General features: G+C 64.9%; 24 protein-coding genes and 1 pseudogene. 8 read left to right on the top strand and 17 right to left on the bottom strand.

The features are described 5' to 3' along the window. Positions 1-33: 33 nt before the first annotated feature. A complete protein-coding gene (locus tag BGK68_RS02785) occupies positions 34-1,050 on the bottom strand; it encodes an EthD domain-containing protein (protein WP_075255836.1) in 1,017 nt (338 codons plus the stop codon). Next, complete coding sequence (locus BGK68_RS02790; protein ID WP_075255837.1) at positions 1,043-2,239, bottom strand: MFS transporter; 1,197 nt, start codon at positions 2,237-2,239, stop codon at positions 1,043-1,045. The genes BGK68_RS02785 and BGK68_RS02790 overlap by 8 nt, the downstream gene beginning before the upstream one ends. A 129-nt stretch (positions 2,240-2,368) precedes the next feature. On the opposite strand from BGK68_RS02790, the gene BGK68_RS02795 reads away from it, so the two are divergent. After that, a complete protein-coding gene (locus tag BGK68_RS02795; protein WP_075255838.1) occupies positions 2,369-3,301 on the top strand; it encodes a LysR family transcriptional regulator in 933 nt (310 codons plus the stop codon). A gap of 163 nt (positions 3,302-3,464) precedes the next feature. On the opposite strand, the gene BGK68_RS02800 is transcribed toward BGK68_RS02795, so the two are convergent. Next, positions 3,465-4,658: an MFS transporter gene (locus BGK68_RS02800; protein ID WP_075255839.1), complete on the bottom strand. Its 1,194-nt coding sequence runs from the start codon at positions 4,656-4,658 to the stop codon at positions 3,465-3,467. A 3-nt stretch (positions 4,659-4,661) separates the two neighbouring features. Continuing rightward, positions 4,662-5,366 carry a type 1 glutamine amidotransferase domain-containing protein gene (locus BGK68_RS02805; RefSeq protein WP_075255840.1) on the bottom strand — a complete coding sequence of 235 codons (705 nt, stop codon included), beginning with the start codon at positions 5,364-5,366 and terminating at the stop codon, positions 4,662-4,664. Positions 5,367-5,520: 154 nt separating this feature from the next. Between BGK68_RS02805 and BGK68_RS02810 the strand changes: the two genes are divergently transcribed. Next, a complete protein-coding gene (locus tag BGK68_RS02810; RefSeq protein WP_233149223.1) occupies positions 5,521-6,432 on the top strand; it encodes a LysR family transcriptional regulator in 912 nt (303 codons plus the stop codon). 253 nt (positions 6,433-6,685) lie between these two features. Here BGK68_RS02810 and BGK68_RS02815 read toward each other — a convergent pair whose 3' ends face one another. Beyond that, entirely contained in the window at positions 6,686-7,873 is a 1,188-nt protein-coding gene (locus BGK68_RS02815) for an MFS transporter (RefSeq protein ID WP_075255842.1), read from the bottom strand. A gap of 142 nt (positions 7,874-8,015) precedes the next feature. On the opposite strand from BGK68_RS02815, the gene BGK68_RS02820 reads away from it, so the two are divergent. Next, complete coding sequence (locus BGK68_RS02820; RefSeq protein ID WP_233149224.1) at positions 8,016-8,930, top strand: LysR family transcriptional regulator; 915 nt, start codon at positions 8,016-8,018, stop codon at positions 8,928-8,930. A 5-nt stretch (positions 8,931-8,935) separates the two neighbouring features. On the opposite strand, the gene BGK68_RS02825 is transcribed toward BGK68_RS02820, so the two are convergent. Genes BGK68_RS02825 through BGK68_RS02840 form a run of 4 tightly spaced genes read right to left on the bottom strand, consistent with a single transcriptional unit; the run spans position 8,936 to position 13,588 of the window. Beyond that, positions 8,936-10,105: an MFS transporter gene (locus BGK68_RS02825; protein ID WP_075255844.1), complete on the bottom strand. Its 1,170-nt coding sequence runs from the start codon at positions 10,103-10,105 to the stop codon at positions 8,936-8,938. After that, positions 10,102-11,328, bottom strand: a complete 1,227-nt coding sequence (locus tag BGK68_RS02830) for an MFS transporter (protein ID WP_075255845.1) — start codon at positions 11,326-11,328, stop codon at positions 10,102-10,104. Before BGK68_RS02830 ends, BGK68_RS02825 begins: the two co-directional genes overlap by 4 nt. Then, entirely contained in the window at positions 11,325-12,377 is a 1,053-nt protein-coding gene (locus BGK68_RS02835) for a zinc-binding alcohol dehydrogenase family protein (RefSeq protein WP_075255846.1), read from the bottom strand. The genes BGK68_RS02830 and BGK68_RS02835 overlap by 4 nt, the downstream gene beginning before the upstream one ends. A 20-nt stretch (positions 12,378-12,397) precedes the next feature. Beyond that, positions 12,398-13,588 carry a serine hydrolase domain-containing protein gene (locus tag BGK68_RS02840; protein ID WP_075255847.1) on the bottom strand — a complete coding sequence of 397 codons (1,191 nt, stop codon included), beginning with the start codon at positions 13,586-13,588 and terminating at the stop codon, positions 12,398-12,400. A 116-nt stretch (positions 13,589-13,704) separates the two neighbouring features. Between BGK68_RS02840 and BGK68_RS02845 the strand changes: the two genes are divergently transcribed. Continuing rightward, entirely contained in the window at positions 13,705-14,634 is a 930-nt protein-coding gene (locus BGK68_RS02845) for a LysR family transcriptional regulator (protein ID WP_075255848.1), read from the top strand. 29 nt (positions 14,635-14,663) lie between these two features. Here BGK68_RS02845 and BGK68_RS02850 read toward each other — a convergent pair whose 3' ends face one another. Then, entirely contained in the window at positions 14,664-15,893 is a 1,230-nt protein-coding gene (locus BGK68_RS02850; RefSeq protein ID WP_198937154.1) for an MFS transporter, read from the bottom strand. Between the two features lie 108 nt (positions 15,894-16,001). Here BGK68_RS02850 and BGK68_RS02855 point away from each other — a divergent pair, with 108 nt between their 5' ends. After that, positions 16,002-16,979, top strand: coding sequence for a LysR family transcriptional regulator (locus BGK68_RS02855; protein WP_198937155.1), 978 nt, complete (start codon positions 16,002-16,004; stop codon positions 16,977-16,979). Here BGK68_RS02855 and BGK68_RS02860 read toward each other — a convergent pair. Further along, entirely contained in the window at positions 16,946-17,209 is a 264-nt protein-coding gene (locus BGK68_RS02860; RefSeq protein ID WP_075255849.1) for an EexN family lipoprotein, read from the bottom strand. The genes BGK68_RS02855 and BGK68_RS02860 overlap by 34 nt on opposite strands. 164 nt (positions 17,210-17,373) lie before the next feature. Here BGK68_RS02860 and BGK68_RS02865 point away from each other — a divergent pair, with 164 nt between their 5' ends. Further along, positions 17,374-18,054: a substrate binding domain-containing protein gene (locus tag BGK68_RS02865; RefSeq protein WP_233149225.1), complete on the top strand. Its 681-nt coding sequence runs from the start codon at positions 17,374-17,376 to the stop codon at positions 18,052-18,054. Between the two features lie 62 nt (positions 18,055-18,116). Here the strand turns inward: BGK68_RS02865 and hemB are convergent, their stop codons facing one another. The 4 genes and pseudogenes from hemB to BGK68_RS02885 form a co-directional block, all read right to left on the bottom strand. Further along, positions 18,117-19,067, bottom strand: coding sequence for a porphobilinogen synthase (hemB, locus tag BGK68_RS02870; protein ID WP_075255850.1), 951 nt, complete (start codon positions 19,065-19,067; stop codon positions 18,117-18,119). Between the two features lie 23 nt (positions 19,068-19,090). Beyond that, positions 19,091-20,023, bottom strand: a complete 933-nt coding sequence (locus tag BGK68_RS02875) for a DMT family transporter (protein WP_075255851.1) — start codon at positions 20,021-20,023, stop codon at positions 19,091-19,093. 122 nt (positions 20,024-20,145) lie between these two features. Beyond that, entirely contained in the window at positions 20,146-20,940 is a 795-nt protein-coding gene (locus BGK68_RS02880; RefSeq protein ID WP_075255852.1) for an AraC family transcriptional regulator, read from the bottom strand. A gap of 123 nt (positions 20,941-21,063) precedes the next feature. After that, positions 21,064-21,486 (bottom strand): annotated as a pseudogene (locus BGK68_RS02885) (DUF3363 domain-containing protein); the annotation flags it as partial. Between BGK68_RS02885 and BGK68_RS28590 the strand changes: the two are divergent. Beyond that, positions 21,448-21,678, top strand: coding sequence for a winged helix-turn-helix transcriptional regulator (locus tag BGK68_RS28590; protein WP_075255853.1), 231 nt, complete (start codon positions 21,448-21,450; stop codon positions 21,676-21,678). The pseudogene BGK68_RS02885 and the gene BGK68_RS28590 overlap by 39 nt on opposite strands. A gap of 111 nt (positions 21,679-21,789) precedes the next feature. Here the strand turns inward: BGK68_RS28590 and BGK68_RS02895 are convergent, their stop codons facing one another. Continuing rightward, positions 21,790-22,776, bottom strand: coding sequence for an NmrA/HSCARG family protein (locus tag BGK68_RS02895; protein WP_075255854.1), 987 nt, complete (start codon positions 22,774-22,776; stop codon positions 21,790-21,792). A 108-nt stretch (positions 22,777-22,884) separates the two neighbouring features. Here BGK68_RS02895 and BGK68_RS02900 point away from each other — a divergent pair, with 108 nt between their 5' ends. Continuing rightward, the gene (locus BGK68_RS02900) at positions 22,885-23,787 is read left to right on the top strand and encodes a LysR family transcriptional regulator (protein WP_075255855.1); all 903 of its coding nucleotides are present in this window, start codon (positions 22,885-22,887) and stop codon (positions 23,785-23,787) included. A gap of 16 nt (positions 23,788-23,803) precedes the next feature. On the opposite strand, the gene BGK68_RS02905 is transcribed toward BGK68_RS02900, so the two are convergent. After that, a complete protein-coding gene (locus BGK68_RS02905; RefSeq protein ID WP_075255856.1) occupies positions 23,804-25,798 on the bottom strand; it encodes a relaxase/mobilization nuclease and DUF3363 domain-containing protein in 1,995 nt (664 codons plus the stop codon). Positions 25,799-26,392 lie beyond the last annotated feature (594 nt).

The raw sequence follows: 26,392 nt of genomic DNA on the forward strand, positions 1-26,392 counted from the left end.
ACGCACGCTCATAACTGTTGATCGTTCGGCTGTTTAAGCGCCCACCTCTGTAGTCCGTTCCGGGGTAATGCGATTCACCAAGACCATGCCAATGGCTGTCCACCACTCGCTAGCCGCCACATTCCCCATACGTGCCTCGTCTTCGGCGATCAGTTTGTATTCGGCGCTGCGAAGGAAATCCTCCAGATCGTTGACGCTGGCAAAGTTCATCAGCGTTACGCCGTCGATATTTCTGGCCTGCGGGTGGTAGAACGGCTGCCCTGGGTCCGTCGGCCCAATGTTGTGGAGTTGCACGTAGCGCTTCACCCAAGCGCCGATCTTTGCCGCCGCCAGTGGCGCATGCTCATGCAGCCACCAATGCTGGAAAGCCTCGCGGCTGACTGACTCCACCCGACCATGCAGTTTGACGAGCGTGACGGCCTCGTTGCCAGTGGCACTCGGTACGATGATGAATTGGCGCGACAGTACCGGTGCAATGTCGCGGAAGATTGCCTGATCTTCGGGCAGGATCTTCTCGCGCACACGGGCATTCGCCAGCACGACAGCAATATCCTCGGGGTCGGCGAAGTTCAGGTAAGCAATGCCATCCCAGCGTGGGCGACGGTAGGCTTCGATATGTCCGATGACGGTGGGCCAGAGTTCGCCCCGCGCATCGGCAGGTGCGCGATACGGCGGTGCATCGGTATGCGTCGGCCCAGGGGCGAAGCGGTGCAACTGGTCGTAGCGCAGAAGCCGTTCCAGGCTGCGGTCGTCCGCTTCCTCGGCATGGAGGAAGCGCACACCATGCACCTTGCGCCAATATTCGCCCCAATGCTCGAAGTTGAGGTTCGGATTGCCCTCGAAAGCATTCACGCTGGCGTCGGTAGCCGGGTCGGCAATGACGTTGCCGGCATGGTCAAGCACATGGCCGTCGGCGCGGCGCCGCTCGGCCAGCGGCGTGTTGTCGGCACGCGAGAGCAACGAGCACAACACGGTGAGCGGCCGGTCGCTGCCGGATTGGGGTTGTAGGTAGGGGGGGCGGAACAGCCGTTCCTCGACAGTTTTAGTCATGGGGATGTTCTCCAGGGAGATGGTGAAGGAAGGACACGGCCAACGCCGCCAGCCCGGCCGCTACCGCAAAGCCATAAAGGCTCAGCGTGCCCGCATGCGCCCACAAGGCGCTGCCGATGGCGGCACCTGCCGCCACGCCAACCATTGCGCCGGTCATCAGCAGGCCATTGAGGCGGCTGCGGGCCTGCGGGTCCAGCCCGTTGACGATGGCCTGGTGCGAAACCAGCGCCGCCATCACGCCCAGATCGAAGACCATGGCACCGACCGCCAGGCTCCAGAGGCTGGGTGGCAGGATTCCCATGCCGAGGAACGCCACAATCACCAGCGCGCATCCGAGGCGGATGGCGGGCAGCGGCCCGTGGCGGTCGTTGAGTCGGCCGAACCAGGGCGCGGCCAGGGCACCGGCCGCGCCGGCGATACCGTAGGTGCCCGTTATGCCAGCGCCCAGGTGGAACGGCGCCGCCGCCAGCACCAGGGCAAGCGTGGACCAGAACGCGCCCAGCGTTGACGCGAGCAGCGCCTGTGCCAATACGGCCAAGCGCACGGTCGGGTACTGCCGCCAGAGCGTCCACAAACTGGCGATCAGCGCGCCGTAGCGACTGCGGCTGGCGGGCGGCAGGTTCGGCACGGTGCGCCAGGCGATCACCATCACCCCCAGCATCAGGCCAGCCGCCACGAACTGCATGGCCCGCCAGCCCAGGGACTCGGCGACCCAGCCGCCCAGGGTGCGCGACAGCAGGATGCCGCTGAGTAACCCGGTCGTCACGGTGCCCACGGCCCGGCCGCGCTGTTCGTCGGGGGCCAGTTGCGCGGCGATGGGCACGAAGTCCTGGCCGATGCTGCCCAGCAGGCCGACGGCGACGCTAGCAATCACCACCCAGCCGAGGCCGGGGGAGATACCGGCCGCCAGCAGGGACAGCACCAGCAGCGCCGCTTTGACCAAGATGAGCCGCCGTCGCGGCACCACGTCCCCGAGGGGAGCCAGCAACAGCATGCCCAGCGCGTAGCCGATCTGCGTCAGGGTCGGCACCCAGCCGGCCTGTTCCGGGCTGGCGCCGAACTCAGACTGCACCTGGGACAGACCCGGTTGAAGGTAATAGACGTTCGCCACGCCCAGCCCAGCGCAGGTCGCCAACAGCAACAACGCGCCATCCAGGCGAAAAGCAGACGTAACGGCGGGTTGTGGCATCAGACCCTCGCAGAAAGATCGACGGTCCGAACGAACCGTCCTTGCGAGATATCTTATTGGCGAATAGTAGTTTGATATATCACTTGAAAATCGTAATATAGTTGACTGAGATTCGCCAATAGGTGCGCCATGAATACCCCAGACCCTTTCCAGGGCATCGCCGTCTTCATGCAGGTCGTGCAGGCCGGCAGCTTCACGCTGGCGGCCGAGCGGCTGGACATGAGCAAGTCGGGGGTCGCCAAGAGCATCGCCCGCCTGGAAACCACGCTGGGCGTGCGGTTGTTCCAGCGGACCACGCGCCGCCTGAATCTGACCGAAGAAGGCCGCCAGTTCAGCGACGGTTGCCAGCGGGCCTTGGCGGAGTTGGAGAACGCGCAGGCGCTGGCGACGACGCAACGGCAGGAACTGGCCGGGCGCCTGCGCGTCGATCTGCCCGTGGTCTTCGGCCGGCACTGGGTGCTGCCGGCGCTGTTGGAAATCGCCACGCAGCACCCCGCGCTCGAACTGGACGTGAGCCTGACCGATCGCCGGGTCGATCTGGTCGAAGACGGCATCGACCTGGTGATCCGTATCGGGCCGCTGCAAGACAGCGCCACGCTGGTCGCCAAGCCCTTGGGCGTGCAGCAGGCGGTGCTGGTCGCTAATCCTGACTACCTGACCCGACACGGCGAACCGCAAACCCCGGACGACCTGCACCGGTACGCCTGCATCACCTTTGGCAGCGGCGGGCAGGCGCGGCCCTGGCACTTTCTGGATCGCAACGGCCGCAGTCAACCGCTGGCGGTGCGAGGGCGGCTGGGCCTGAATCACAGCGAAGCCATCCTGGACGCCGCACTGGCCGGGCATGGCATCGCGCTGCTGTCCGACTGGTTGGTTGCCGAGCACCTGCGCGCAGGAAGGTTGCTGCGGGTATTGCCCAAGGTCGGAACCCAGGGATTTCCGATCCATGCGGTGTGGCAGAAGAACCGGCACCTGTCGGCCAAGGTGCGGCGCGTCGTGGATCTTCTGGCTGAGCGGTTTCTTCCGAAGCCTCCTTGGGAAGCCAAACCGGCTGCACGGTGACAACGCAGTTTTAGCATAAGTCATCTTGGGCTCTGCTCTTGTAAGCTTGAACGCCTGCAGCAAACGCGGCTTCTCGATCTGTAGCCGCCCTCCCGCGCGGACGAAGTAGAATTCTTCGGCAACGGCCAGGAAACATCCGAGATGCCGAAGTTCCATCGCTCCCCTACCCTTGAAGTCTTGTTCCGAGGAATGCGGGACGTCGCATCTGCCGCCGCATCCACATGATCCCCAAGCCCACGGCAACCGCGCCAACCCAGGCGGTACTGGTCAAGCCCATGGCTTCGAGGCTTGCACCACCCAGCAGCGAACCCAGTGCGATGCCGCCATTGAACCCAGCGATGTTCAAACCAGCCGCCACCGCTGGCGCTTGTGGTGCGTGGACATGCGACAGGCCGATCACCCGCGCCTGTAAGGCCGGCACCGCCGCGTAGGTCAGCGCGCCCAGCAGTCCCGTCAACAGCACCATCAGTGGCAACGAGGGCGCCGATGCCCAAATCGCCACCAACACCACGGCCAGGCCGACCAGTACACACATCACCGCGAAGTCCGCGCCTTTGCGGTCGGTCAATCGTCCGCCCCAGATGTTGCCGATAGCGGCCATCACGCCATAGCCCAGCATCAGCAGGCTGGCAGTGCTCTCGCTGACATGCGTCACGTGCAGCAGGATCGGCGAAATGTACGTATAGAGCGCGAACGACCCCGCATACGCCAACACAGTGATGCCAGCCCCGGCCAGCAGACGTGGATTGAACATGGCTTTCAGGCCATCCATCGCATTGGCCTGTGCCGAGGCATCGTTGCGATCTGTCGGCATCAGGGCCAGCAGGCCGACGAACCCAATGGCACCACTTGCGGCCACGGCCATGAAGATGACCTGCCAGCTCAACACGCTGCCCAGGTAGGTGCCGAGCGGTACGCCCAGCGCCAGTGCCATCGTCAGGCCGCCGAACACCACGGCCACCGCCGCGCCGGCGCGATGCCGGCCCGCCAATTGAGTCGCCACGCTGGAGGCCACAGCCAGGAACACGCCATGTCCCAGCCCCGACGCGAAGCGAGCGACCAACAGGGGCGTCAGCGCATCGGACATGCTGACCACCGCGTTGCCCACCGTGAACAGCCCCATCGCCACCAGGAGCAGGCGCTTGCGCGGCCAGCGAGTTGCAAGCGCCGTCAGGCCCGGCGCACCAATCACTGCGCCCAGCGCATAAGCTGTGACCGCCGTGCCGACCAGACTGACGCTGGCATTCAGATCTGCGGAAATGGTGGACACTAGGCCGATGGTCACGAACTCGGTGAAGCCCAGGGCGAACGCGCAAAGCGCGAAGACGTAGATGACGAAAGGCAGGCGCTCGTTCATGCCTCAGGCCCGATCCGTGGATGCCGCCGCCAGCAGCGGCAGCATCGCTTCGGCCACGCTCTTGGCCGAAGCGGGGTTCTGACCTGTCACCAGCCGCTCGCTCACCACCACCTGCGCCTGAAAATTCGGCGCGGGAACGTGCCGGGCACCGCGTTCCTGCAAGGCATCGGCCAGCAGGAACGGCACCGTGTCGTACAAGCCAACTGCACGTTCCTCGTCGTTGGTGAAGGCCGACACGTCCTTGCCGTCGACCAAATAGCTGCCATCGGATAGCTTGACGTTCACCAGCCCGGCCGGGCCGTGGCAGACCGCCGCGACCACGCTGCCGCGCTCGTAGATGCGCGCCGCGATGGCGGCCAGTTCGGTGTTGTCCGGAAAGTCCCACATCGTCGCGTGGCCACCTGCGTAGAAGATCGCGGCGTAGGCATCGGGATCGACCTGCGCGGGTGCCAAGGTGTTCTCGGTGGCGCTTCGCAGCGCCCCATCGTTCCAGAACGCCGCGTTGATCGGGTCGTCCAGATCGAGTCCATCGACATGCGCCTTGCCGCCCTTGGGGCTGACGAAATCGACCGCATAGCCGGCATTGGCCAGAACCCGGTAAGGATGCGTGACTTCGGAGAGATAGAAGCCGCTGGGCGCGGCGTCGGTGGCACCGGACGGTCCTTTGCGGTCGTGGCTGGTCAGGACGAAAAGAATACGTTGAGTCATCAGTAGCTCCTGCAAGCGAATTGAGCACGCCGTCATACGCTTCCCGAGGGTGCGCGCACGTTGCGACATGAAGTGCTAGGAAAGTCATTCTGATGAATTTGGTGTACCCTTGAAATGACCAAAATAGACAAACACTTTCTACGGAATGGCCCAAATGGCTTTGCGCAATCTGGATGACCTGGTGGTGTTCGTGCGTGTAGTAGAGCGCCAGAGCTTTTCGGCTGCCGCACGCGACTTGCACCTCGCGCCCAAGACGGTCAGCAAGCAGATCGCGCGGCTGGAGCAGGCGCTGGGCACCACGCTGTTCGAGCGCAATACCCGTAACCTGCGCATCACCGGCGAAGGCCGCGCCATCGCCGAACGGGCGCGGGTCGCCCTGGCGGTGCTGGAGGAGGTGCAGGAACTGGCGACCGGCAGCAGTCAAGAACTGAGCGGCACCATCCGCCTGACGGCACCCGCGCCATTCGGGCGCAAGTTCGTGGCCCCGGCAATCCACGACTTCTGCCGCCTACACCCCCGCGTTGCCTTCGACCTGCGCCTGTCCGACCAGGTACAGGATCTGTACAGCGGCGACCTGGACTTGGCGATCCGCATGGGCGAGTTGGCCGACTCGCGGTTGATAGCGCGGCGCGTGGTCGACAACCGGCGCATCCTGGCGGCGTCTCCCGCCTACCTGAAAGCACATGGCAGTCCTGCGCAGCCGGAGGAGCTGGAACGGCACAACTGTCTGGTGTTCGCCTATCCGGGCTTGCTGCAAAGCACCTGGCCGCTGCGCAAGGGCCGCCGGGAGAAGCCCATTGCGGTCAGCGGTACGCTGTGCAGCGACAGTGGCGACGTTCTGCATGCGTGGTGCCTGGCCGGTATGGGCATCTCGCTGCGCGAAACCTGGGACATCCACGAGGAATTGCGCAGCGGACGGCTGGTGCGCGTGTTGCCGGAATGGGAAGCCACGCCCTCGAAAATCAGCATTGTGCGGGCACGGCGCGAACCCGTGCCGTGCCGGCTGACAGCCTTCAGCGATTTCCTGCTGGAACGGTGGCAGAACGCTCCGTGGGAGGAGGTCTGACGATCCGGCATTGGCAGGCAGACCGACTGGCAACTTGACGAAGCACTTACCCGCTTTTGGCCGTGGCGGTGCCCTCATCATGGTTTGGCCCATGTTGCCTCCTCGCCTCGCAGCGATCGCGTACCCGATGGCGCAGCACTTGCTGGGATGGAAAAACCTGCGCGCAACTTGGGAGCGGTAATGTGCAGATCAGCTCGATTCCGCTCATCAAGAAAAGCACGGACTTGGGGATGTGGTGGCATGGGAGCCCGCCTCATTCCGATGCCATGGGGGCATCGAGCCGCATGGCCGGCGAGCCTCGCTGCCACAGTAAGGTGAGAACGGCCAACATCGCAAAGGCCAGTCCCACCCAAGCCAAGCTGGACAGTCCCCAGCGCGCAAGCGCGGTTGCGCCCAACATCGAGCCCACGACCACGCCACCGTTGAAGGCGGCGATGTTCAAGCCCGACGCCACGTCGAGTGCCTGTGGCCGGTGCCGGTGCGCCAGTGCCAGGATGCGCGACTGCAATGGTGGGATGGCGCCATAGGTCGTCAGTCCGAGTGCCATGATCAACGCCAGCATCAGCGAAAAATTTGCCTGGCCTATGCCAATCAGGGCCAGCACCGTTGCAATACCAACCAACAGCCAGAGGGAGGCGCGATCCATGCCCATGCGATCGGTCATCCGCCCGCCCACGACATTGCCGACCGCCGCACCAATCCCATAAGCCAGCAACATCGCGCTCGCACCTCGAATATCGGTGAGGGTGACTTGCAGAAGCAACGGCGTGATGAAGGTATAGAGTGCGAACGAACCGGTATAGGACAGCAACGGCAAGCTGGCTCCGGCCAGCAAGCGCCGATCGAACAGCACCGGCAACTGCCGCCAACCTGCACCGGCCTTGTCGAGGTCGCCTGCACCGGCGGGCATCCACCAAGCCAGCCCCAGCGCGCCGATGAGGCCACAGCCAGCGATCAAGGCAAAGATCCACTGCCACGGCAGTACGCTGCCCAACCAAGTGCCCGCAGGCACGCCCAGCGCCATCGCTACGGTCACCCCGCCGAACACCAGTGACAGCGCCGCGCCTGCACGCTGCGGCGCCACCAACCGAGTCGCGACGCTGGAGGCGACTGCGAAAAACACGCCATGTGCCAACCCCGACAGTAAACGTGCGGCCAGCAGTAGTGGCAAATGCGTAGCCAGCGCCGCCAAGACATTGCTGGCGGTAAAGGCCAGCATGGCGACCAGTAGCAGGCGCTTGCGCGACCATCCCAACGCCAGTGCGGTCAGGACCGGCGCGCCGATCACCACGCCAGTCGCGTAGAGCGTAACCGCCAACCCAACCTGAGCCGTACTGGCCTTCAGGCTCTCGGCCAAAGACGCCGCCAGGCCAATGCTGATGAACTCGGTAAAACCGATGGCGAATGCACAGAGCGTGAAAACGTAGATTACGACGGGCATCGAGCAACTCCAGAATAGGACCTGCGGCGACGAACCATCTCGAGCGGACACAGGCAAGGGAAACAACCGTCATTTTTGGGGTGATGGAGGTTTCCGAAAAGGAGTAAATTGGCGGAATACTTATGCTGATATGGAACAAGTGATGTTGCGCAATCTCGATGACCTTTGTGTATTCCTCAAAGTGGTGGACTGCGAGGGCTTTTCGTCTGCGGCGCGGGCACTGAACTTGGCTCCGGCCAATGTCAGCAAGCAGATCGCGCGTCTGGAAGTGGCTTTGGGCGCACGGCTGTTCGAGCGCAGCACTCGGCGTTTGCGCATCACCGATGAGGGTCGAGCCGTCGCTGAGCGGGTGCGGCCGGCACTCGCCTTGCTTGATGAGGCAGCCGATGTGGCCCGACAAGGTGCGCAGACCTTGACTGGGATGTTGCGCGTGACGGCGCCAGTGGCGGTAGGGGTGCGTTATCTCGCGCCCGTCATCGCTGCCTTCCGTGAGCGTCATCCCCAGGTGGGCTTCGATTTGCAGTTGAGCGACCATGTGGTCGATCTCTATGACAGCAATATCGACTTGGCTGTGCGCGCCGGCCACCTCGCAGACTCCCGGTTGGTCAGCCGCAAGCTGACCGACAGTCGACGAATTCTGGTAGCGGCCCCGGCGTATTTGCAGCGTATGGGAACTCCCTCGCATCCCCGCGAGTTGCCCCAGCACCAATGCTTGCTGTTTGCCTATCCCGACCTCAGGCAGAACCGTTGGACGCTCAAGCAAAGAGGCCGAAACGGCAGAACCGAGGTGGTGGACATTGTGGGAGATCTGCGCAGCGACAACGGCGACGCCGTGCGTGCGTGGAGTGTTGCCGGGATGGGGGTCACGCTGCGCGAGACTTGGGATATCCACGCGGAATTGGGTGACGGGCGGCTGGTACGCGTGTTGCCAGAATGGGAAGCCACGCCCTCGACGATCAGCATCGTGCGGGTGCGGCGTGATCCGCTCCCGCGCCGGGTTGGCGCCTTCGTGGAGTTCCTGGTCGAGCAGTGGCGGCAGGCACCTTGGGAATCCTGACATTCTCATCCCTCCGTGTATTCATGCAGGTTTGAGCGCCACGGCTTCCTGGCGAGCACGGCAGCCATCGCCAACGCCGCGAACAACCAGCCGCTCCAGACCGTTCCCCGCATCCCCACGGCGTCGATGAAACCGCCGCCAGCCGACGCCCCCAGCACCACGCCGAGGTTGGCCGCCGAGACATAGAGGCTGGTGGCGAACTCGGGCGCGTCCGGCGCCGCCGAGGTCATCCACATCTGGCTGACGATCAAACCGCTGGTGTGCGCCGCGCCCCATAGCAAGCAGATCGGCAGCATGGCCGCGAACGACGGCGAAGCGAACAGCAGCAGCACGCCATAGGCGATTGCCAGCACCAAGGGATAGCCCAGCACGGTCCAGGCGAGCCGACGTCCCAGCGCACGCCCGGCCAGCAGGTTGCCCAGCACGCCGCCCACGCCGAAGACCGCCAGCAATACGCTGATCGCCTGGCCGTCCAGGCGCGCCTGCCGCGCCAGGTATTCGGCGGCATAGCTGTAGACGGAGAACATGGCGGCGAACACGCACACCGCCGCCATGATCGACAGCCACACCGCATGTCTGCGCAGGACCGCCAGAGCCTGTCCCGGCGCGCTGGTCCTGGCCTCGTGCCTGGGCGGAAGCATGATCCACAACCCGATTGCGGCCGCCAGATTCACCATGGCACAGAAGTAGAACGCCGCCTCGTAGGAAACCGTCGCTTCAATCCAGGTGGCCAGGGGTACGCCCAGCACCAGCCCTAGCGTGGTGCCAAGAAATGCCATCGAGGTGGCGTGCGCGGCACGTTCCGGCGGGTACAGTGACACAGCCGCAGCGAAGGCCACCGAGAAGAACACCGGGTGCAGCAGCGCCGACGGCACGCGCAGCGCCATCAGCACCCCGAAGCTGGTCGCCCAGGCCGACAGCAGGCTGCACAGGCTGAAGACCAGCAGCGAGGCAGCCAGCACCTTGCGCCGGTCGAAGCGCGACAGCCACAGCACCATGGCCGGCCCGCACACCGCGACCACGCCTGCGAACAACGCAACCAGCCAGCCGGCCTGGGCCACGCTGATGCCGTGACGCTGGACGATGGCCGGCAGGATGCCGACCACGCCGAACTCGACGGCATACAGGCCGAACAGCCCCAGTGCGATGAAGAACAATGGCCGGATGCCGTTCATGGCCGCGTCTCGGTCTTTCGATCGGGCGTCGTTGTCGGGCATGACCCGGCCGCACCCACCGGAGCGGGAAAGCCATGCCGCCTGGCCGCCCACACCACCACCAGCGTCGCCACCAGCAATACCAGCAAGGCCGGGGCGAACGCGCCGACGCCCAGCCGTTCGAGCAGCACACCGCCCACGATGCCGCCACCGGCAATCGCCGTATTCCAGGCGGTGACCAGCATGGACTGGGCAACGTCCGCCGCTTCGCCCGCCGTCTTGGCCAACGCCGTCTGGAACAACGTCGCCGCACCACCGAAGGCTAGGCCCCAGGCGGCCACCGCCGCATAGACCACGGCAGGCGCGTCGCCCGCCACGCCCAGCGCCAGCGCGGACATCCCGAACACGACGGTGCTGGCGAGCGTCAGCGCACGCAGATAGCGGTCGATCAGCACACCGACGATCCAGATGCCCAGCAGCGAGGTCACGCCGAACACCAGCAGTACCAGATCCGTCCGCTCGGCAATGCCCGCCGCCGCAAGGAACGGCGCGATGTAGGTGTAGAGGATGTTGTGCGCCAGCACGAACGCCAGCACCACGAACAGGACCGGGCGCACGCCGGCGATGGTGAAGACACGCCCCAGCGAGAGCCGATTGCCCGCTGCCTGCCCGGCGAAGTCCGGCACCTGGACGCGCACCCACACCATGAGCACCAGCGCCAGCGCGCTCATGATGCCGAAGCACGTCCGCCAGCCGACCAGGTTGCCGAGAAAGGTGCCGGCCGGCACGCCCAGCGACAGCGCCAGCGGCGTACCAACCATCGCAATGGCGATGGCGCGCCCCTTCTGGTGCTCGGGCACCATGCGCGCGGCATAGCCCGCCAGCAGCGCCCACAGCAACCCGGCCGACAGGCCCGCGAGGAAGCGGGCCACCATCGTCAGGACATAGCTGCCGGAGAACGTCGTGACGGTATTGGCGACGACAAAACCGGCGATGGCCGCCAGCAGCAACGGGCGGCGGCGCACGCCCTGCGTGGCGGCGGTCAGCGGAATCGCCGCCACCAGCGAACCGATGGCGTAGATCGTCACGGTCTGGCCGACCCAGGCTTCGGATACCGCCAATCCCTGCGCCATCTGCGGCAGCAGTCCGGCCGGCAGTGCTTCGGTCAGGATGGTGATGAAGGCCGCCATCGCCAATGCCAGCAACGACGCCAACGGCAGGCGGTCATCGGCAGCGGCGCTCATCGTCCGGCCTCTCGCACGAGTGGCGCCGTGTCGTCCGGCGTGCGGGCCACGACAACCTTGCCGGCAACACCACCGCCTTCCACCAACCGATGGGCCTCGATCAGGCGGGGTGAGTCCAGCGGATGCAGCACGTGGCTGGCAGTCGAGCGCAACACGCCCGCGTCCACCAGCGCGGCCACTTCGTCGAGGATACGGTGCTGCGCGACCATGTCCGGGGTGCGATACAGCGGGCGCGTGAACACCATCTCCCAATGTAGCGACACGCTCTTGGCCTTGAACGGCGCCGCGTCAAGCGTGTCGTGGTCGGTGATGATCGCCAGCCGGCCCTGCGGCGCGATCAGTTCCACCAGCTCATGCAGATGCTCGGCGGTGTGCGACAGCGCGGCGATGTGGGTGACCGGTGGCGCCGGCAACGCGCCGACCTGCGCCAGCAGCGGCTGCCGATGATCGATGACATGATGCGCGCCCAGGGCGAGGCACCAGTCGCGGCTTTCTTCGCGCGAGGCCGTGGCGATCACCGTCAGGCCGGTCAGCCGCCGCGCGAGTTGGATCAGCATGGAGCCGACGCCGCCGGCACCGCCCAGCACCAGCAGGCTGCCAGCATCGGCCGGCTTGCCGGGTGCCACGCCCAGGCGGTCGAACAGCAGTTGCCAGGCCGTCAGTGAAGTGAGCGGCAGCGCCGCCGCCTCGGCGAAGCCCAAGGTCTGTGGCATGTGGCCGACGAGGCGTTCGTCCACCAGGTGGAACTGGGCATTGCTGCCGCTGCGATCAAAGGAGCCGGCGTAGTAGACCTTCTGACCCGGCTGGAACAACGTGACTGCTTCGCCGACGGCTTCGACGATGCCCGCGGCATTCCAGCCCAGCGAGCGGACGCCATCGGGCACCGCGACCCGGCCGGCCCGGATCTTGGTGTCCACCGGATTGACCGAGACGGCATGAACCGCGACGCGCAAGTCGTGCGGCCCCGGCTCGGGACGCTCGGTGTCGACATCGGTTAGGCAGTCGGGGGCGTCCAGCGTGGAACCGCGGCGAAACGCGATGGCGGCCATGTGTACGGGTGTCGTCTTCATCACCGCACCTCCAGCGCGCCATAGACGGCATCGCGCAAGTCGGTGACGAAGCGACCGGACATGCCTTCGTACAGCGTGTTGGTGAAGGCGACGACACTGAGGCCCTGCGCCCGATCCACGGACCAGGAATGGCCGTAGGCGCCGCCCCAGCGCCAGGTGCCCACCGATTCAGGGGAAGCGGCCAGCACCGGGTCGCGCAAGACCGAGAATCCCAGTCCGAAGCCGAAGCCCGGCGCATCGGGCAGTTCCCGACCGGCCGTTTGATCTCGCGCCATCTCCGCGATCCATTGGTTGGGCAGGAACGCACCGCAGCCCTGGCGCAAGGCTTCCAGCAGGCGCAGCAGGTCTTGCGCCGTCCCCGCCATGCCTGCGCCGCCCGAAGGAAATGCCTGCGGATCGAAGATGCGGGAGGGGCTGTAGGTGATGCCCACGGCGCCCTCGAAGGCCGAGACCGTCTCCCCCTCGGCCAGCCGATGCGGCTGCGGCGTGTCGTTGACGTAGGCGGTCGCTACGCGCTGGGGATAGCGCGCGGCGAAGCCCGTATCGACCATGCCCAGCGGGTCGGTCACGAGTTGGCGCACCGTTTCGTCCAGCGGCGTGCCGTGGACGCGCGCGATCAGCGCGCCCAGCACGTCCGTCGCCAATGAATAGCCCCAGGCCGTGCCCGGTTCGTACAGCAGCGGCACGCTGGCAAGGCGGCGCAGGTTCTCCTGCAGGCTGATGCCGGAAGCATCCATGCCATCGGAGACGCCGGCCCGCGCATAGGGGCCGTCTGCGTCGGCCTCGAAGAAGCGGTAGCCGAGGCCGGCCGTATGGCTGAGCAGTTGCCGCACCGTGATGCGTGCCGAGCGGCCGTCGGCCAGCCGGGGTTGGAATTCGGGCAGCCAGCGCTCGATGCCCGCATCCAGGTCGAGTCGGCCTTGCGCCACTAGCACCAATGCCGCCGTGGAGACGATGGGCTTGCTCACCGAGGCCAGCCGGAACACCGCCTCCAAGGTCATCGGCCGCCGGCTTTCCCGGTCGGCAAAGCCGGCGGCCTGTTGGTGGATCAGTTCGCCGTCACGCGCCACGAGGATGACGACACCGACCAGCCGCTGGTCGTCGAGCGCCTGCTGCACGGTGTTGTGAATGCGCGTGCTGAGGTGCGCCGGCGGAACGCCTTGGCGCAGGGAAAGTGGGGGATTCGTCATGGCAACTCGCTCGCCTCAATGAGTAAAGCCTTGACGATAGACACCCTGCGATTAAAGAAAAAGTAGGCTACAGTTCCTGTTTGTGCGGAGCAATGTGTCCGTAATTGAGGTGTGGAATGGACAGCTTGAACGGCTTCGTGGTGTTCGTGCAGGTGGCCGAGACGCGTAGCTTCGTCGCCGCCGGCCGCTTGCTGGGCGTGTCGGCCTCAGCCGTCGGCAAGAGCGTGGCGCGACTGGAGGAGAAGCTGGGGGTGCGCCTGTTCCACCGCAGCACGCGCAGCGTCACGCTGACCGCCGAGGGCACGCTGTTCCTGGAGCGCAGCCGCCGCATACTCGCCGAGATCGAGGCGGCGGAACTGGAGTTGTCGCAAGCCACCGCAGCACCGCGCGGGCGCCTGCGGGTAAGCCTGCCGCTGGTCAGCTCGCTGGTGCTGCCGGTCCTCGGCGAGTTCATGCGCGAGTACCCCGAGATCGAGTTGGACCTGGACTTCACCGACCGGATGGTCGATGTGATCGAGGAAGGTTTCGATGCGGTGGTACGCACGGGCGAACCGACCGACTCTCGCCTCACTGCGCGCAGGTTGGGCACCTTCCGCTCGGTGCTGGTCGCCTCGCCTGGCTACCTGGAACTGCGGGGGACACCCCAAGTACCTGCCGATCTTCTGCTGCACACCTGCCTGCATTACCGCTTCCCCAATAGCGGCAAGCTGGAGACCTGGGCGTTGCGACAGGAACCTGGCGCGCCGGAACTGCAATTGCCCACCTCGATGATCTGCAACAACATCGAGACGCGCGTGTGCTTTGCACTGCAAGGATTGGGGATCGCCTATTTGCCGGATTTCGCCATCCGCGAGCCATTGGCCGACGGCCGGCTTCAACCCATCCTTGCTGACCATGTGGAGCGCGGCGGCGTCTTCCACGTGCTTTGGCCGGCGAGCAAGCACCCCTCGCCGAAGGTGCGGGCGCTGGTGGACTTCCTGAGCGCGAGGGTGTTTCCGGCCACGAAGAGCAAGGCCCCGAGCCCCGGAGGTCAGTGCAGTCGGTAACAAGACGTGGCCCATGCCGCCTCCAAAGTTCAGTGCTCTCGAACAGCGTTCGAGAGCACTGAACCTGCATCCGTCTCTTTGCGGTCCAGCCATCCGCTCCACAGGGTTAGCAGAAGGCCCACGCCGACCATGAGGGCGCCGACCCACGGCGTCGCACCCAAGCCCAGGCGGGAATCCGCCACCAGCCCGCCGATGAAGGCACCAAGCGCGATACCGGCGTTGGCGGCCGACACGTTGATGGTGGAAGCGATGTCCACGTTGCCAGGCCGATGGCGCTGGGCGAGCTGTACAACGTACAGTGCAAGACCAGGCACATTGCAGAACATGAGCGCACCGAGCACGCCGAGCGTCAGGATCGAGCCGAGCATTGAGGACGCGGCGAAGGTGAAGATCAGCAGCACCACCGCCTGCGCGCCGAGCATCAGCGCCAGCGCCGGCACCACCTTCTTGTCGGGGACGCGCCCGCCAAGGAAATTGCCGACGATCACCGAGACACCGTAGAGGGCCAGCATCCACGCAACACCGTTCGGGCCGAATCCGGTGATCTCGGCCAGGATGCTCGGCAGATAGGCGAAGGCGACGAAGGTGCCGCCCCAGGCACAGAAGTTCATGCCGAATGCGATCAGCAGGCGTCCGCTGCCCAGCACCTTGACCTGTTCGATGAGGCTTCCGGCCGGTGCGATGTCGATTTTGCGCGGCAAGGTGGCTGCCATCGCCAGCAGCGACACCAGACCGATGGCCGCGACGAACCAGTAGGCCATCGGCCAGCCCAAGCGATGGCCGATGACGGTCGCAATCGGCACGCCAGCGGCGACCGCGATTGTCAGCCCGCCAAACACGATCGCCACGGCCGAGGCCCGCCGGTCTTCCCCCACCAGACTCGCGGCGATCGCAGCACCGACGCCGAAGAAGATGCCGTGTGGCAAGGCGGAGACGACGCGCGCAACGATGAGGAATTCGTAGCTCGCGCTCAACGCAGCGGCCGCATTGGCGAGGACGAACAGGGCCATCACCGCCAGCATCAGCGTCTTGCGCGACAGGTTGCCCGTCAGCGCCGCGAGGATCGGCGATCCGACGCTGACGCCTAGCGCATAGCCGCTGACGACCAGACCGGCCCGCACCAGGTTGACGCCGAAATCGTTGGCGATCTGCGGCAGCACGCCGACGCTGGCGTATTCGGTGGTGCCGATGGCGAAGCCACCGACCATCATGGACAGCAAAGCCGGCAAGGTGCTGCGTTGCTTGGAAACAGCCCGCATGAAAACGCTCCGGATAGGTCTGATTGATCGACCTCTCAGAGCATAGATGAAATAGATATGATGAAATAGATGCGTTAATTCAATTCACCATTGAAATGGATTCATCCTATGTCACGGCAGAACATCAACCGCGCCTTCGAGATGGAAGTGTTCATCGCGGTGGTCGCCGCCGAAGGCTTCACTGCCGCCGCCGAGCCGTTGGGCATGACGGCCTCAGCCGTCAGCAAGCTCATCCATCGGCTGGAAACGCGCCTGGGAACGAAACTGCTGCATCGCACCACGCGCAAGCTGCAACTCACGCCCGAAGGCAGTGCCTTCCATGAACGCTGCCTGCGCATCCTGGACGACATCGATTGCGCCGAGCACGAAGCCGCACAGGTGGGATCGCCGCGCGGGTACGTGCGGGTCAACAGCCATGTGGCCTTCGGCGTCCACTACCTGCTGCCGCGCCTGTCGGAATTTCTGGAACGCTACCCGCACGTGCAACTGGACGTGACGCTGAACGACATCGTGGTCGATCTGCTGGACGATCGCAGCGACGTGGCCATCCGCACCGGGCCGCTGCCCGATTCGCGTCTGACCCAGCGCCGGCTCGGCGCCAGCGGCTTGGTGGTGGTCGCCTCGCCGGACTATCTGCGGCGCGCCGGCACTCCCGAGCGGCCCGAAGACCTGCACCAGCACCGGCGCCTGGGCTTCAACTACGCCCGGCATGTGGATGCCTGGCCCTTTGTCGGCGGTGATGGCGCGCACATCGCCATCGCACCGTCAGGCGACCTGCGCCTCGGTGATGGCGAGAGCATGCGCCAGATGGCGCTGGCTGGCGTTGGCGTGGCCCGACTGGCGCGCTACCACGTCGGCGCCGATCTTGCCGCCGGCCGGCTGGTGCCCTTATTGGAAAACCACGACTGCGGCGCCGTGGAAGACATCCATGCGGTCTTCGTCGGCTCCGGCCGCCATGTACCGGCCAGGGTCAGAGTGCTGCTCGATTTCCTGGCCGAACGGGTCGCGCAGGATTTGGCTGAACCATCAGCAGGACGGCCATGCGCCCACGGTCAGAACGTGGGCGGATTCGCCGGCGGCGTATAGGGCACCTTGCCGTCACCATAGAACCGTTTGCGCGTAGCCTCGGCCACCCGGTTGCACAGCACGTCGCCTAGCGTGGCGCGATCCGTCTTGCACTGTTGGCGTAATTCTTTCAGGCGTGCAGGATCGGAAGCCAATTCTGCAACGGTTGGCACGCCGGCCTGCTTGGAAGTTTCGGATTGTCCGCAGGCGGTCAGCACCACTGCCAGTAAAAGCGACATTGCCTTCCTCATGGGTTCGGTTCCTCAGAGGGGGCAGGGAAATAGCCTGGCGCGGAATGACCTAAATGGCGTTGCGCAATCTGGATGACCTGGCTGTATTCGTGCATGTGGTGGAGCGGTAGAGCTTTTCCGCTGCCGCCCGCGCTATCGTCGAGCGGGCGCCGGTTGCCCTGGCGGTGCTGGATGAAGTGCAGCAACTGGCGACCCGCGGCAGCCAGGAACTGAGCGGCATCATCCGCCTGACAGCACCCACGCCGTTCGCTCGCAAGTTCGTGGCACCGGTGATTCACGACTTCTGCCGCCTGCATCCCGAGGTCGGCTTCGACCTGCGCTTCTCCGACCAGGTGCAGGATCTGTACAGCGGCGATCTGGACTTAGCGATCCGCACGGGCGCGCTGGCCGATTCGCGGCTGGTGGCGCGGCGCGTGGCCGACAACCGGCGCATCCTGGCGGCGTCTCCCGACTACCTGAAAGCGCATGGACTGCCGGCACAGCCGGAAGAACTGGAGCGACACAACTGCCTGGTGTTCGCCTATCCGGTGCTGCTGCAAAGCACTCGGCCGCTGCGCAAGGGCCGTCGCGAGAAACCTGTCGCGGTCAGCGGCACGTTGTGTAGCGACAGCGGTGACGTGCTGCATGCGTTTTGCCTGGCCGGGCTGGGCATCTCGCTGCGCGAAACCTGGGACATTCACGACGAGCTGCGCGACGGGCGGCAGGTGAGCGTGTTGCCGGAATGGGAAGCCACGCCCTCGAAGATCAGCATCGTGCGGGCGCGACGCGAACCCGTGCCGCGGCGGCTGACGGCGTTCAGCGATTTCCTGCTGGAGCGCTGGCAGAGCGCGCCGTGGGATCGCTGAAAAGATATCGTCGCTAAGTTTCTCTTCTTTGTGCTGTGGATCGAGCAGGCATCCGGGCATCTTTAAATGCGCCGGATAACGTCGCGAGCGAAATAGCTGATGATGAGATCAGCACCGGCTCGCTTCATCGCGCCTAGCGTTTCGTGCACGGTGAGTGCTTCGTCGATGGCACCTGCCGCCGCCGCGAATTTGATCATGGCGTATTCACCCCCTACTTGATACGCGACCAGGGGCAGCAAGGTCTGCGCGCGCAGCCGGGTTAGCACATCCAGATAGGCCAGCGCTGGCTTAACCATCAGCATGTCGGCACCTTCGACTTCATCCAGCAGGGACTCGCGCAAGGCTTCGCGTCCGTTCATGGCATCCATTTGGTAGCTGGCCCTGTCGCCTTGAAGGGAGCAGCCGGCCGCCACACGGAAGGGGCCATAGAGCGCCGAGGTAAACTTTGACGAATACGCCATGATTGGCACCTGCAGATGGCCTGCGGTATCCAACGCCTCTCGAATAGCCCGAACCTGACCATCCATCATCGCCGATGGTGCCACCATGTCCGCGCCTGCCTGTGCCGCGACGACAGCCTGCTGACCGAGCAGTGCCAGCGTGGCGTCGTTGTCCACGCTGTCACCCGTCAGTACACCGCAATGTCCGTGGTCGGTGTATTCGCAGAAGCAGTTGTCGGTGATGACGACTAACTCGGGCACCGCCGCCTTGGCGATGCGCACCATCCTCGCCATCAAACCGTTCTCCCGGCATGTGTCGCTGCCGGTCGCGTCCTTGTGATGTGAGATGCCGAAGAGCAGCACCGCCCGCACACCGTCACGGGCGACGGCCTCCAACTCGCTGGTCAAGTGGCGCTCGGGAATACGCAGTACACCGGGCATGGTCGAAATCTCCTGTGCGACTTCGATGCATTCCTCCACGAAGACGGGATAAATCAGGTCGTCGGCGTAAAGACGCGTTTCACGCACCATGTCGCGCAGCAAAGGGGTTCGCCGCAGCCGGCGTAGCCGCATGGATGGCAGAGTGAAAGGGGATCTCACGAGGAAGTCTCCAAGGAAGCGGTGCGGCTGGCCTGCCGCGCGGTCGGCGTCCGGGACAGCAACACGATGCCGACGGCGATCAGCACACCTCCCGCTAGTTCATGGGCCGAGAGCATTTCGCCACTGATGGCGAAGGTGATCACGGCGGCAAAGAAGGGGCACAGAAACAGGAAGCCGCTAGTGCGCACGGCACCACCCTTGTGCAGCGCCGCGAACCACAGTCCCATTGCGCCTGTTGATGCTGGGATAGCCAGCCACAGGAACGCGACTGTAGTATGGGTTGGCAAAGCGAAAGATTCACCACGCCAGGCTGCCAATAGCGCCAGCGCGACCGCGCCAATGAGCATTTGCCAGAACGCCAGGGTCCAGGTGTTGACGGCCAAGCGGAAGCGCTTGCTGACCAACGTAGCGAGCGCCCAGCAGGCCGAACCCATCATCACCAGCACTTCCCCGTGGCCGATCGCACCGCTCGCCACCGATTGCGCGCCGATGCAGACCACCACACCGGTGAAGGCCAATGCCAGGCCCAGCCAGCCGAGGGGGCGCACTCGCTCCTTGAGCAGAATGCCGGCCAGTAATGCCACCAGCAGCGGATTGCTTGCCATCAGAATCGCTGCCTTGGATGCGGTCGTTTGCGTCAGGCCCATCGTCAGGAACGCCATGACACCCGCCGTCTGCAACAGGCCGATGATGATCAGTTGCAGCCAGGGAAAAGTGGTGACCGGAAACGCCGTACCGGAGGCGATCCGCGACCGGCAATGCAGCCACGGCAACAGCGACAGAGCCGCCACGAAAAACCGAAGCGCCGCCAGCCATAGCGGCGCCAGCTCGGTCAGGACAACCTTGCTGGCGACGAAAGATGAGCCTTGGAGAAAGGTGGAGCTGAGTATCAGCAACAGATAGCGGCGTTGCTCTACACGTTGGTTCATGCATGTCCTATCGAGCGTGGCGGCGAGCGATATGTCGCCGGATTACCCGATAGTGTGTTTCTCTGTCGCCGGTCGCGCTTCGCGTAGAAAGACAACTTCTACGTCAAACAGGACAGGCCACTTCAACCGGACTTTGGAAAATAGCGGCTTGGCGACATCCCAAGCAACCGTTTAAACATGGCCGAAAAGGCGCCCGGCGTGTCATAGCCCATCTCCAGTGCCACTGTCGTCACGGGTTCTCCTGAGGCCAGACGCGGCAGTGCCGCCATCACGCGTGCCTGTTGCCGCCATACTTGAAACGGCACTCCCAGTTCGGATGTGAACAGGCGGGATAAGGTGCGCGCGGTCGCACCATGCTGGCTGGCCCATTCGTCCAGCGTACGGTTGTCCTGTGGGCTGGCGAGGATGGATTCGCAGATCGCCGCTAAGCGCTTGTCGCGTCCCGTCGGGAGGCGCAACCCGAGTTTTTCGGGCAGCCACGCGATCTCTTCGAGAATTAAGGCAAGAATTCGGGCGTCGCGGCTATCGCCGGAATAGTCCAAGGGGATGTCGGCCCCACGCAGAACGAGTTCGCGCAGAAGGCCGGAGACTTGTGTAATAGCGGGTTGACCAGGCGCATCGCCTGGGCGGCAATCCGAACGGATGTAGCAGGTGCGCAAAGCCACTGAACTGCTGCGGGTTCGCATGGCGTGAGCAACGCCTGCCGGCATCCACAAGGCGCGTTGAGGCGGCACCAGCCACACCCCCGCATCGCTGCGGATCTCCATCACGCCGGACACTGCGTAGATGAGTTGCGCGCTAGGATGGGTGTGGTACGCCACGGCATGCCCCGCCGGATAGTCTTTGGCCATGACCACGACGGGGCCGCTGGGGCTCTCGTAGTCGCGCCTATCTACGTTCTTCTTCAATGCCTGCATTCCGATAATGCGCTCCTTGAGGTTATGAAAAAACCGCTGCGGATTTCTTCCCGGGAACAGCTACCGCACCATGAACAAAGCACTGGGTATTTTATATGCTGACGATATTTGGCAGTGAAGGCTTTAACCACCGCCCCGCACCGTCGCGGCGATCTGTTGCCTCAGACGCTGCTCGATCAATGGTCGCCACGGTACCAGCGAGAACCCCATGTCGTCATCGAGCATCGCGTAGCGTTCACTGGCGAGCATGATGGAGCGCTGGTAGATACCGGCCACGTGCCGCCCGTCTGTCGTCGGGTGATGCTCTAGGCCGGTTGCGGCGGACCTGCACCAGTTCCCGATTGCGCAGCGTCCCCAGCAGGTTGCGGGCGAAGATCACCCGCTGCACGCGCCGCTGGGCCAATCCCTGTTCTTCGAAGAAGTTGGCGCGCTGCTGCAAGGCTTCCTTGGCCTCGGCACCAAAGCCCAAGTCGGGCCGACGCCGCGGGCCTGCCTCTCAATGGGCAGGTGCGATTTCAGCTCCACGGCCACGCCGCAGAGCCGCTGCTGCGTCTCAACGAAGTGCGCCGCCTGCTACTCAACATCACCCAGCGCATGCTCACCGATCAATTGCGCGAGTTGGAAAGCGACGGGCTGATCGCGCGGAAGGTTTACCCCGAGGTGTCGTCCAAGGTTGAATACCGGTTGATAGCCTACGGCCAAATATTGAAGAAGTGGGGCGATGCCCATGTGGAATGAAGCACGCAGAAGACTGAGACCGCAACCCGCTGATATAGCGGACGCGCGAAGGTTCAGTGCGTACTCTTCTCAACCTCCTGGCGGAAAAAGCCGATAATCGACCAGCATGGGTCATTCACCCGCTGAAGGCTCAAGCCCATAGCGGACTTCCCCGCCTTGCCACTGGTTGCTTCGGAGGAACATCTCCCAGGTCAGCGCGCCGGGATCAACCTTGCGACTCCATTCTAGGTCGCGTCCGGGCGCGTAGTAGCCGTATTCGACTGCGTATTGCGTCATGCCCACCAGCTCACGCACGAGGTACTCGTTCTGACCGAACGTGGGAAAGTGCTGCAACAGTTCCTCGCGCGTGTACGCCGAGGCGTAGTGCGCCTTCTGTCCGGTCACACGGACGAACGTGTCCACCATCTGCCGCGCGGTCAGCACCTCGCCGATCACCGGCACAGACTTGCCCAAATAGGTCTCCGGATGGTCGAACATCTCCAGCACCGCCGGCCCGGCAGCGGTCAGCGGATCGACGAACGGCATGGGAATGTCGGGCGGCAAATAGATGGCGAAGGTCAGACTGCCATCAGCGCCACGTTGGGGAACGTAGTACTCCAGAAAGTTGCTGTAGAAGAACGCCAGGTAGATGAAGGAACTGCGCACGGGCAGTGTGCGGATGTAATCCTCAACCAGCGCCTTCTCGGTGAAATGAGGGACCCACAACGCACCAGCGGTACGCGCCTCGACGTTCTCCAGGCCACTCCACACGACATGCTGAACACCCGCAGCCTGCGCCGCATCGGCAAGCTCGCGGCCGAGCGCCAACTCGGGCTGGTCGGGCGGCGGAACCGGCGTGGTCGGTGGCGTCATCAGATAAGCGCCATGTGAGCCACGAAGCGCGGCAGTGAGTTCGCCCTGGCGGCCCAATTCCAGCGGAGCCACCATGACTTCGGCACCCAGCGCTGCCAATTGGCGCATCGGTGCGCTGTCAGCGCGCCGGCCCAGCGCACGCACGCGGTAACGACCGCTGGCCAGCAAGGCCGTCGCCACGCTGCGCCCCTGCTTGCTGGAAGCACCCGCCACGGTGATCAAGGGTTTGACTGAGGCGATGGACATACAGTTTCTCCGGATGGGCACGGGCAAAATGCCCGTCATGAAGTCCACAGTCTCAGCCGACACCATGTATATGTGAAATCACTATTTTTATGATCTACTATCCATGTAATGGATACCAAAGACATAGATCTCAATCTGCTGGTCACGCTGGAGGCTCTTCTGGCCGAACAGAACGTGACCAAGGCGGCCAATCGCCTGCACCTCAGCCAGCCGGCGGTCAGCGCGCAGCTCAGCCGCCTTCGCGACCTGTTCGACGATCCTCTGCTGATTCCGGCACAGCGAGGCATGACCCCTACAGCCAAGGCCCTTGAACTGCTCGATCCGCTGCGCCATGCGCTGGACCAGATTCGCGCCACGCTGGCCGAGCACCGCCATTTCGACCCGGGCAATGCCAAGCTCACCGTGGCCATTGCCTGCACCGACTATCTCCAGGCCGTCGTGGCCCACCCTTTGGCGGTGGCGCTGCGCAAGCAGGCGCCCGGCGTGCGGATTGCCTTGCGCCATCTGGACCCACCGCAGCTGGAAGCGCAGATGGTACGGGGGGATGTGGACTTGGCGCTGATGACGCCTGAGCAGGGCCCAGGCAGCCTGCGCGCACGGCGTCTATTCGATGAACGCTATGTACTCATCGGTCGAAAACACCACCCCGGATTGCGGCGCGGGCTGACGGTAGAGGAGTTCGCGCGTCTGGATCACGTCATCGTCTCGCTGCGCGGCGGCGACTTTACGACTCCGGTGGACGATGGGTTGGCAGCACTGGGCTGCCAACGCAACGTGGCGCTGTCTGCCGCGTCGTTTCTGATCGTGCCTGAGATCGTCAGCCACTCGAACTTCGTGGCCCTGGTGCCGGAACGGCTGGTGCGCGATCGTCGCGATGCACTCAAGATCGTCGAGTGTCCTTTCCCGGTGCCGGGCTTCACCGTGAGCATGCTGTGGCATGAGCGAAATCATGGTCACAGCGGTCAGCGCTGGGTGCGCGAAACCGTGATGGAGGTGACGGATTCACTGTAGTTCGGCGAACGGCGTGCTAACCAATTGACGATCCACGCTGGCGCCCTATCTCCCACGACACCGCGCCGCCGCGCACCGTCGCGGCGAGTTGTTGCCCCAGCCGCTGTTCGATCACCGGCCGCCAGGGCACCAGGCTGAATCCCATGCCGTCATCGAGCATCGCATAGCGATCGCTGGCGAGCATGACCGAACGCCGGTAGATGCCGGCCACGCGCTGACCGTCGACGACGGGCCGATGCTCCAGTCCGGTGTCGGCGGCAATGTCCTTGGCGGCTTGCGCCAGTTCCCGAGTGCGCAGCGTGCCCAGCAGGTTTCGGGCGAGGATCACACGCTGTCCCCGCCACTCGGCCAGCCCCTGTCTGGCCAAGAAGTCGGCGCGTTGTTGCAGGGCGTTCTTGACCTCGCCGCCAAAGCCCAGGTCGCCCAGCCCCTTACCGCCGCCGATCAACTGCTGATCCAGCCATGTCGCGCCGATGACGCTGGCCTGCCGCTCGATCGGCAAGTGCGATTTCAGCTCCACCGCCACGCCGCCCAGCCGTTGCGTGTCGTACTCGCGGCCACGCTCGGCTAAATCGTCCGGTACCTTCCACAGCCCCTCGGCCACACGCTCCACGATGGCGGCCCGGCGCAAGGCTTCCAGCCGGCGGACGTGGGCCGCAACGACTTCCTGCGGGTCACGTCTTGCCTTGGCTCGGCCTTGCTCGATCGCCAAGTGGTGATCGGTGCGGTACAGGCCATCGCTCGCCAACGAGGCGATGTTCTTGTCGGCCGCCCGCGCCTCGGCGGAACCACGTACCTCCACCACGGCTCCGGTGGGATAGTTCGCCAGCTCGTCGCGGGCGTTCAAGGCGACGTAGTGGGCCTTGCCGTCCACGCCGTCGATGACCAGATAGCCGCGGTCGTGCAGCTCGTCGGCCAGTCCCTTGGCGGCCACGCGGCCGATGACGCTTCGGCCATCCTCGCCCGGCTCGAACACCGCCAGCTCGCGCGGCTCGCCGCTCATGGCGCGCTGCATGGTGCGGATGATGTCGCCACGCTCGCCCAGGGCGCGCAAGGTCTTCTCCGCGTCCGCATGGACGGCCCAGGCGCCGGGCTTCGTCTCGTCGGCCAGACCCAGGCGCTGCAAGCGTTGCAGGCGGCCCATCAGCAGCAGGCGCTGGCGTTGGAGCCGGGGTTCGTTGAAGCGTTCGATTTGCACCTTGCCATCGTTGATGGCCTCGCGTTGGAGCGTCCGGTCGAGGCTCGTCCACCGCTCCTGTTCCACCTCGCGTCCCAAGGTCTGCCGGATCTCCAGTTCGGTGCGCGGCCCCAGCCAGTCGGTCGCCAGCTCGGCGGCGCGATGGCGGAAGCCGTGAGCGATGTAGTCACCGGCGATGATGAGGTCTTTGCCGGTGTCATCGCGTCCACGCACGATCAGGTGGGTGTGCGGGTTGTCGGTGTTCCAGTGGTCCACTGCCACCCATTCCAGCTGCGTGCCCAGATCGGCTTCCATGCGTCCCATCAGGTGCCGGGTGTAGGTGCGCAGGTCATCCAGTTCGACCCCGTCCTCCGGGGAAACGATGAAGCGGAAATGGTGCCGGTCGTCCTGGCAGCGTTCCTTGAAGGCGTCCAGGTCGGCGGTATCGGTCTGGGGCCCGTAGGCACGGCCCGGCTCGCCATCCTGACCGGCACCGTCGCGTTCGATGTAGCGCAGGTGCCTGGCGAGCGACTGCGGGCTGGCGTTGCGCTGGTTGACTAGCAGCGTCTTGATGGTCACGCGCCGCGACATGGGCGTCAGCTTCGCCCCCGCGAAACGCACCGCCGTGTGGCCGCGCCCCAGGCGTGAGCCGGGCCGCTGGCCGGCGCGCTGGCTGTTGCCGCCAGTGGCAGGACGGCGCACCGCCGACTTGCCGCCGCTGGCCTTGCCCGCCTGCTTGAGCACCTTGGAAACGAAGCTCTGGCCCTGGCCCTTGCCCCGGTTCTTCGGGGCGCTCGGACGCACCCGGAAATCATCGTCGCGGCGGTCGGTCATGGCTGCGCCTCCCGCAAGCTACAGCGTGTCCGCTCGTGCGAAGCACGCGGACATGCCTGCATTGGCTGGCCCCCCGCGCCCCACGCGGCACGGCGGCAAAGCCGCTCTGTGCCGCGCCACCCCCATGTGCAGACTGGCTTTCGACGCGGCCCGGTGCCGCGTCCTTTTGTCTTGCCTTCCTAATCGGCGTCAAGGGTTCCGTGCGGGGTTGCATGGCGGATCTCTTGGGTGACGACCATCTGCACATCGGTTCCGTCTCTGTCGGCATGCTCGCGCACGGAGACGGAACATCACATCAGTCCACACCACGAGGGCGTCGTGTCCTTGGCAAACCGAGCGGGGATGCGCCGTGCATTCCTCCGCGCTCACCGACGGGCGAATGGGGCCGCGGCCGTAGAAGACCACGGCAGGCGAATCGTCGGGGCGCATTACGCGATCGGTCTGACGGCGCCACATCACAGGCATTCGAGCGTGGTCGGCGTACGCCGCCACAGGCAAGACATCGTGCGTGCCGTCGGTCCAGGTCTGCATCATCGCTACGGTGTTCACAAGGAACGCGTTGACCTCATCAAGGTGTTCAGTGGCTGGGCTTAA

Source organism: Herbaspirillum camelliae, assembly GCF_001929405.1.
Taxonomy (GTDB): Bacteria; Pseudomonadota; Gammaproteobacteria; order Burkholderiales; family Burkholderiaceae_D; genus Herbaspirillum; species Herbaspirillum seropedicae.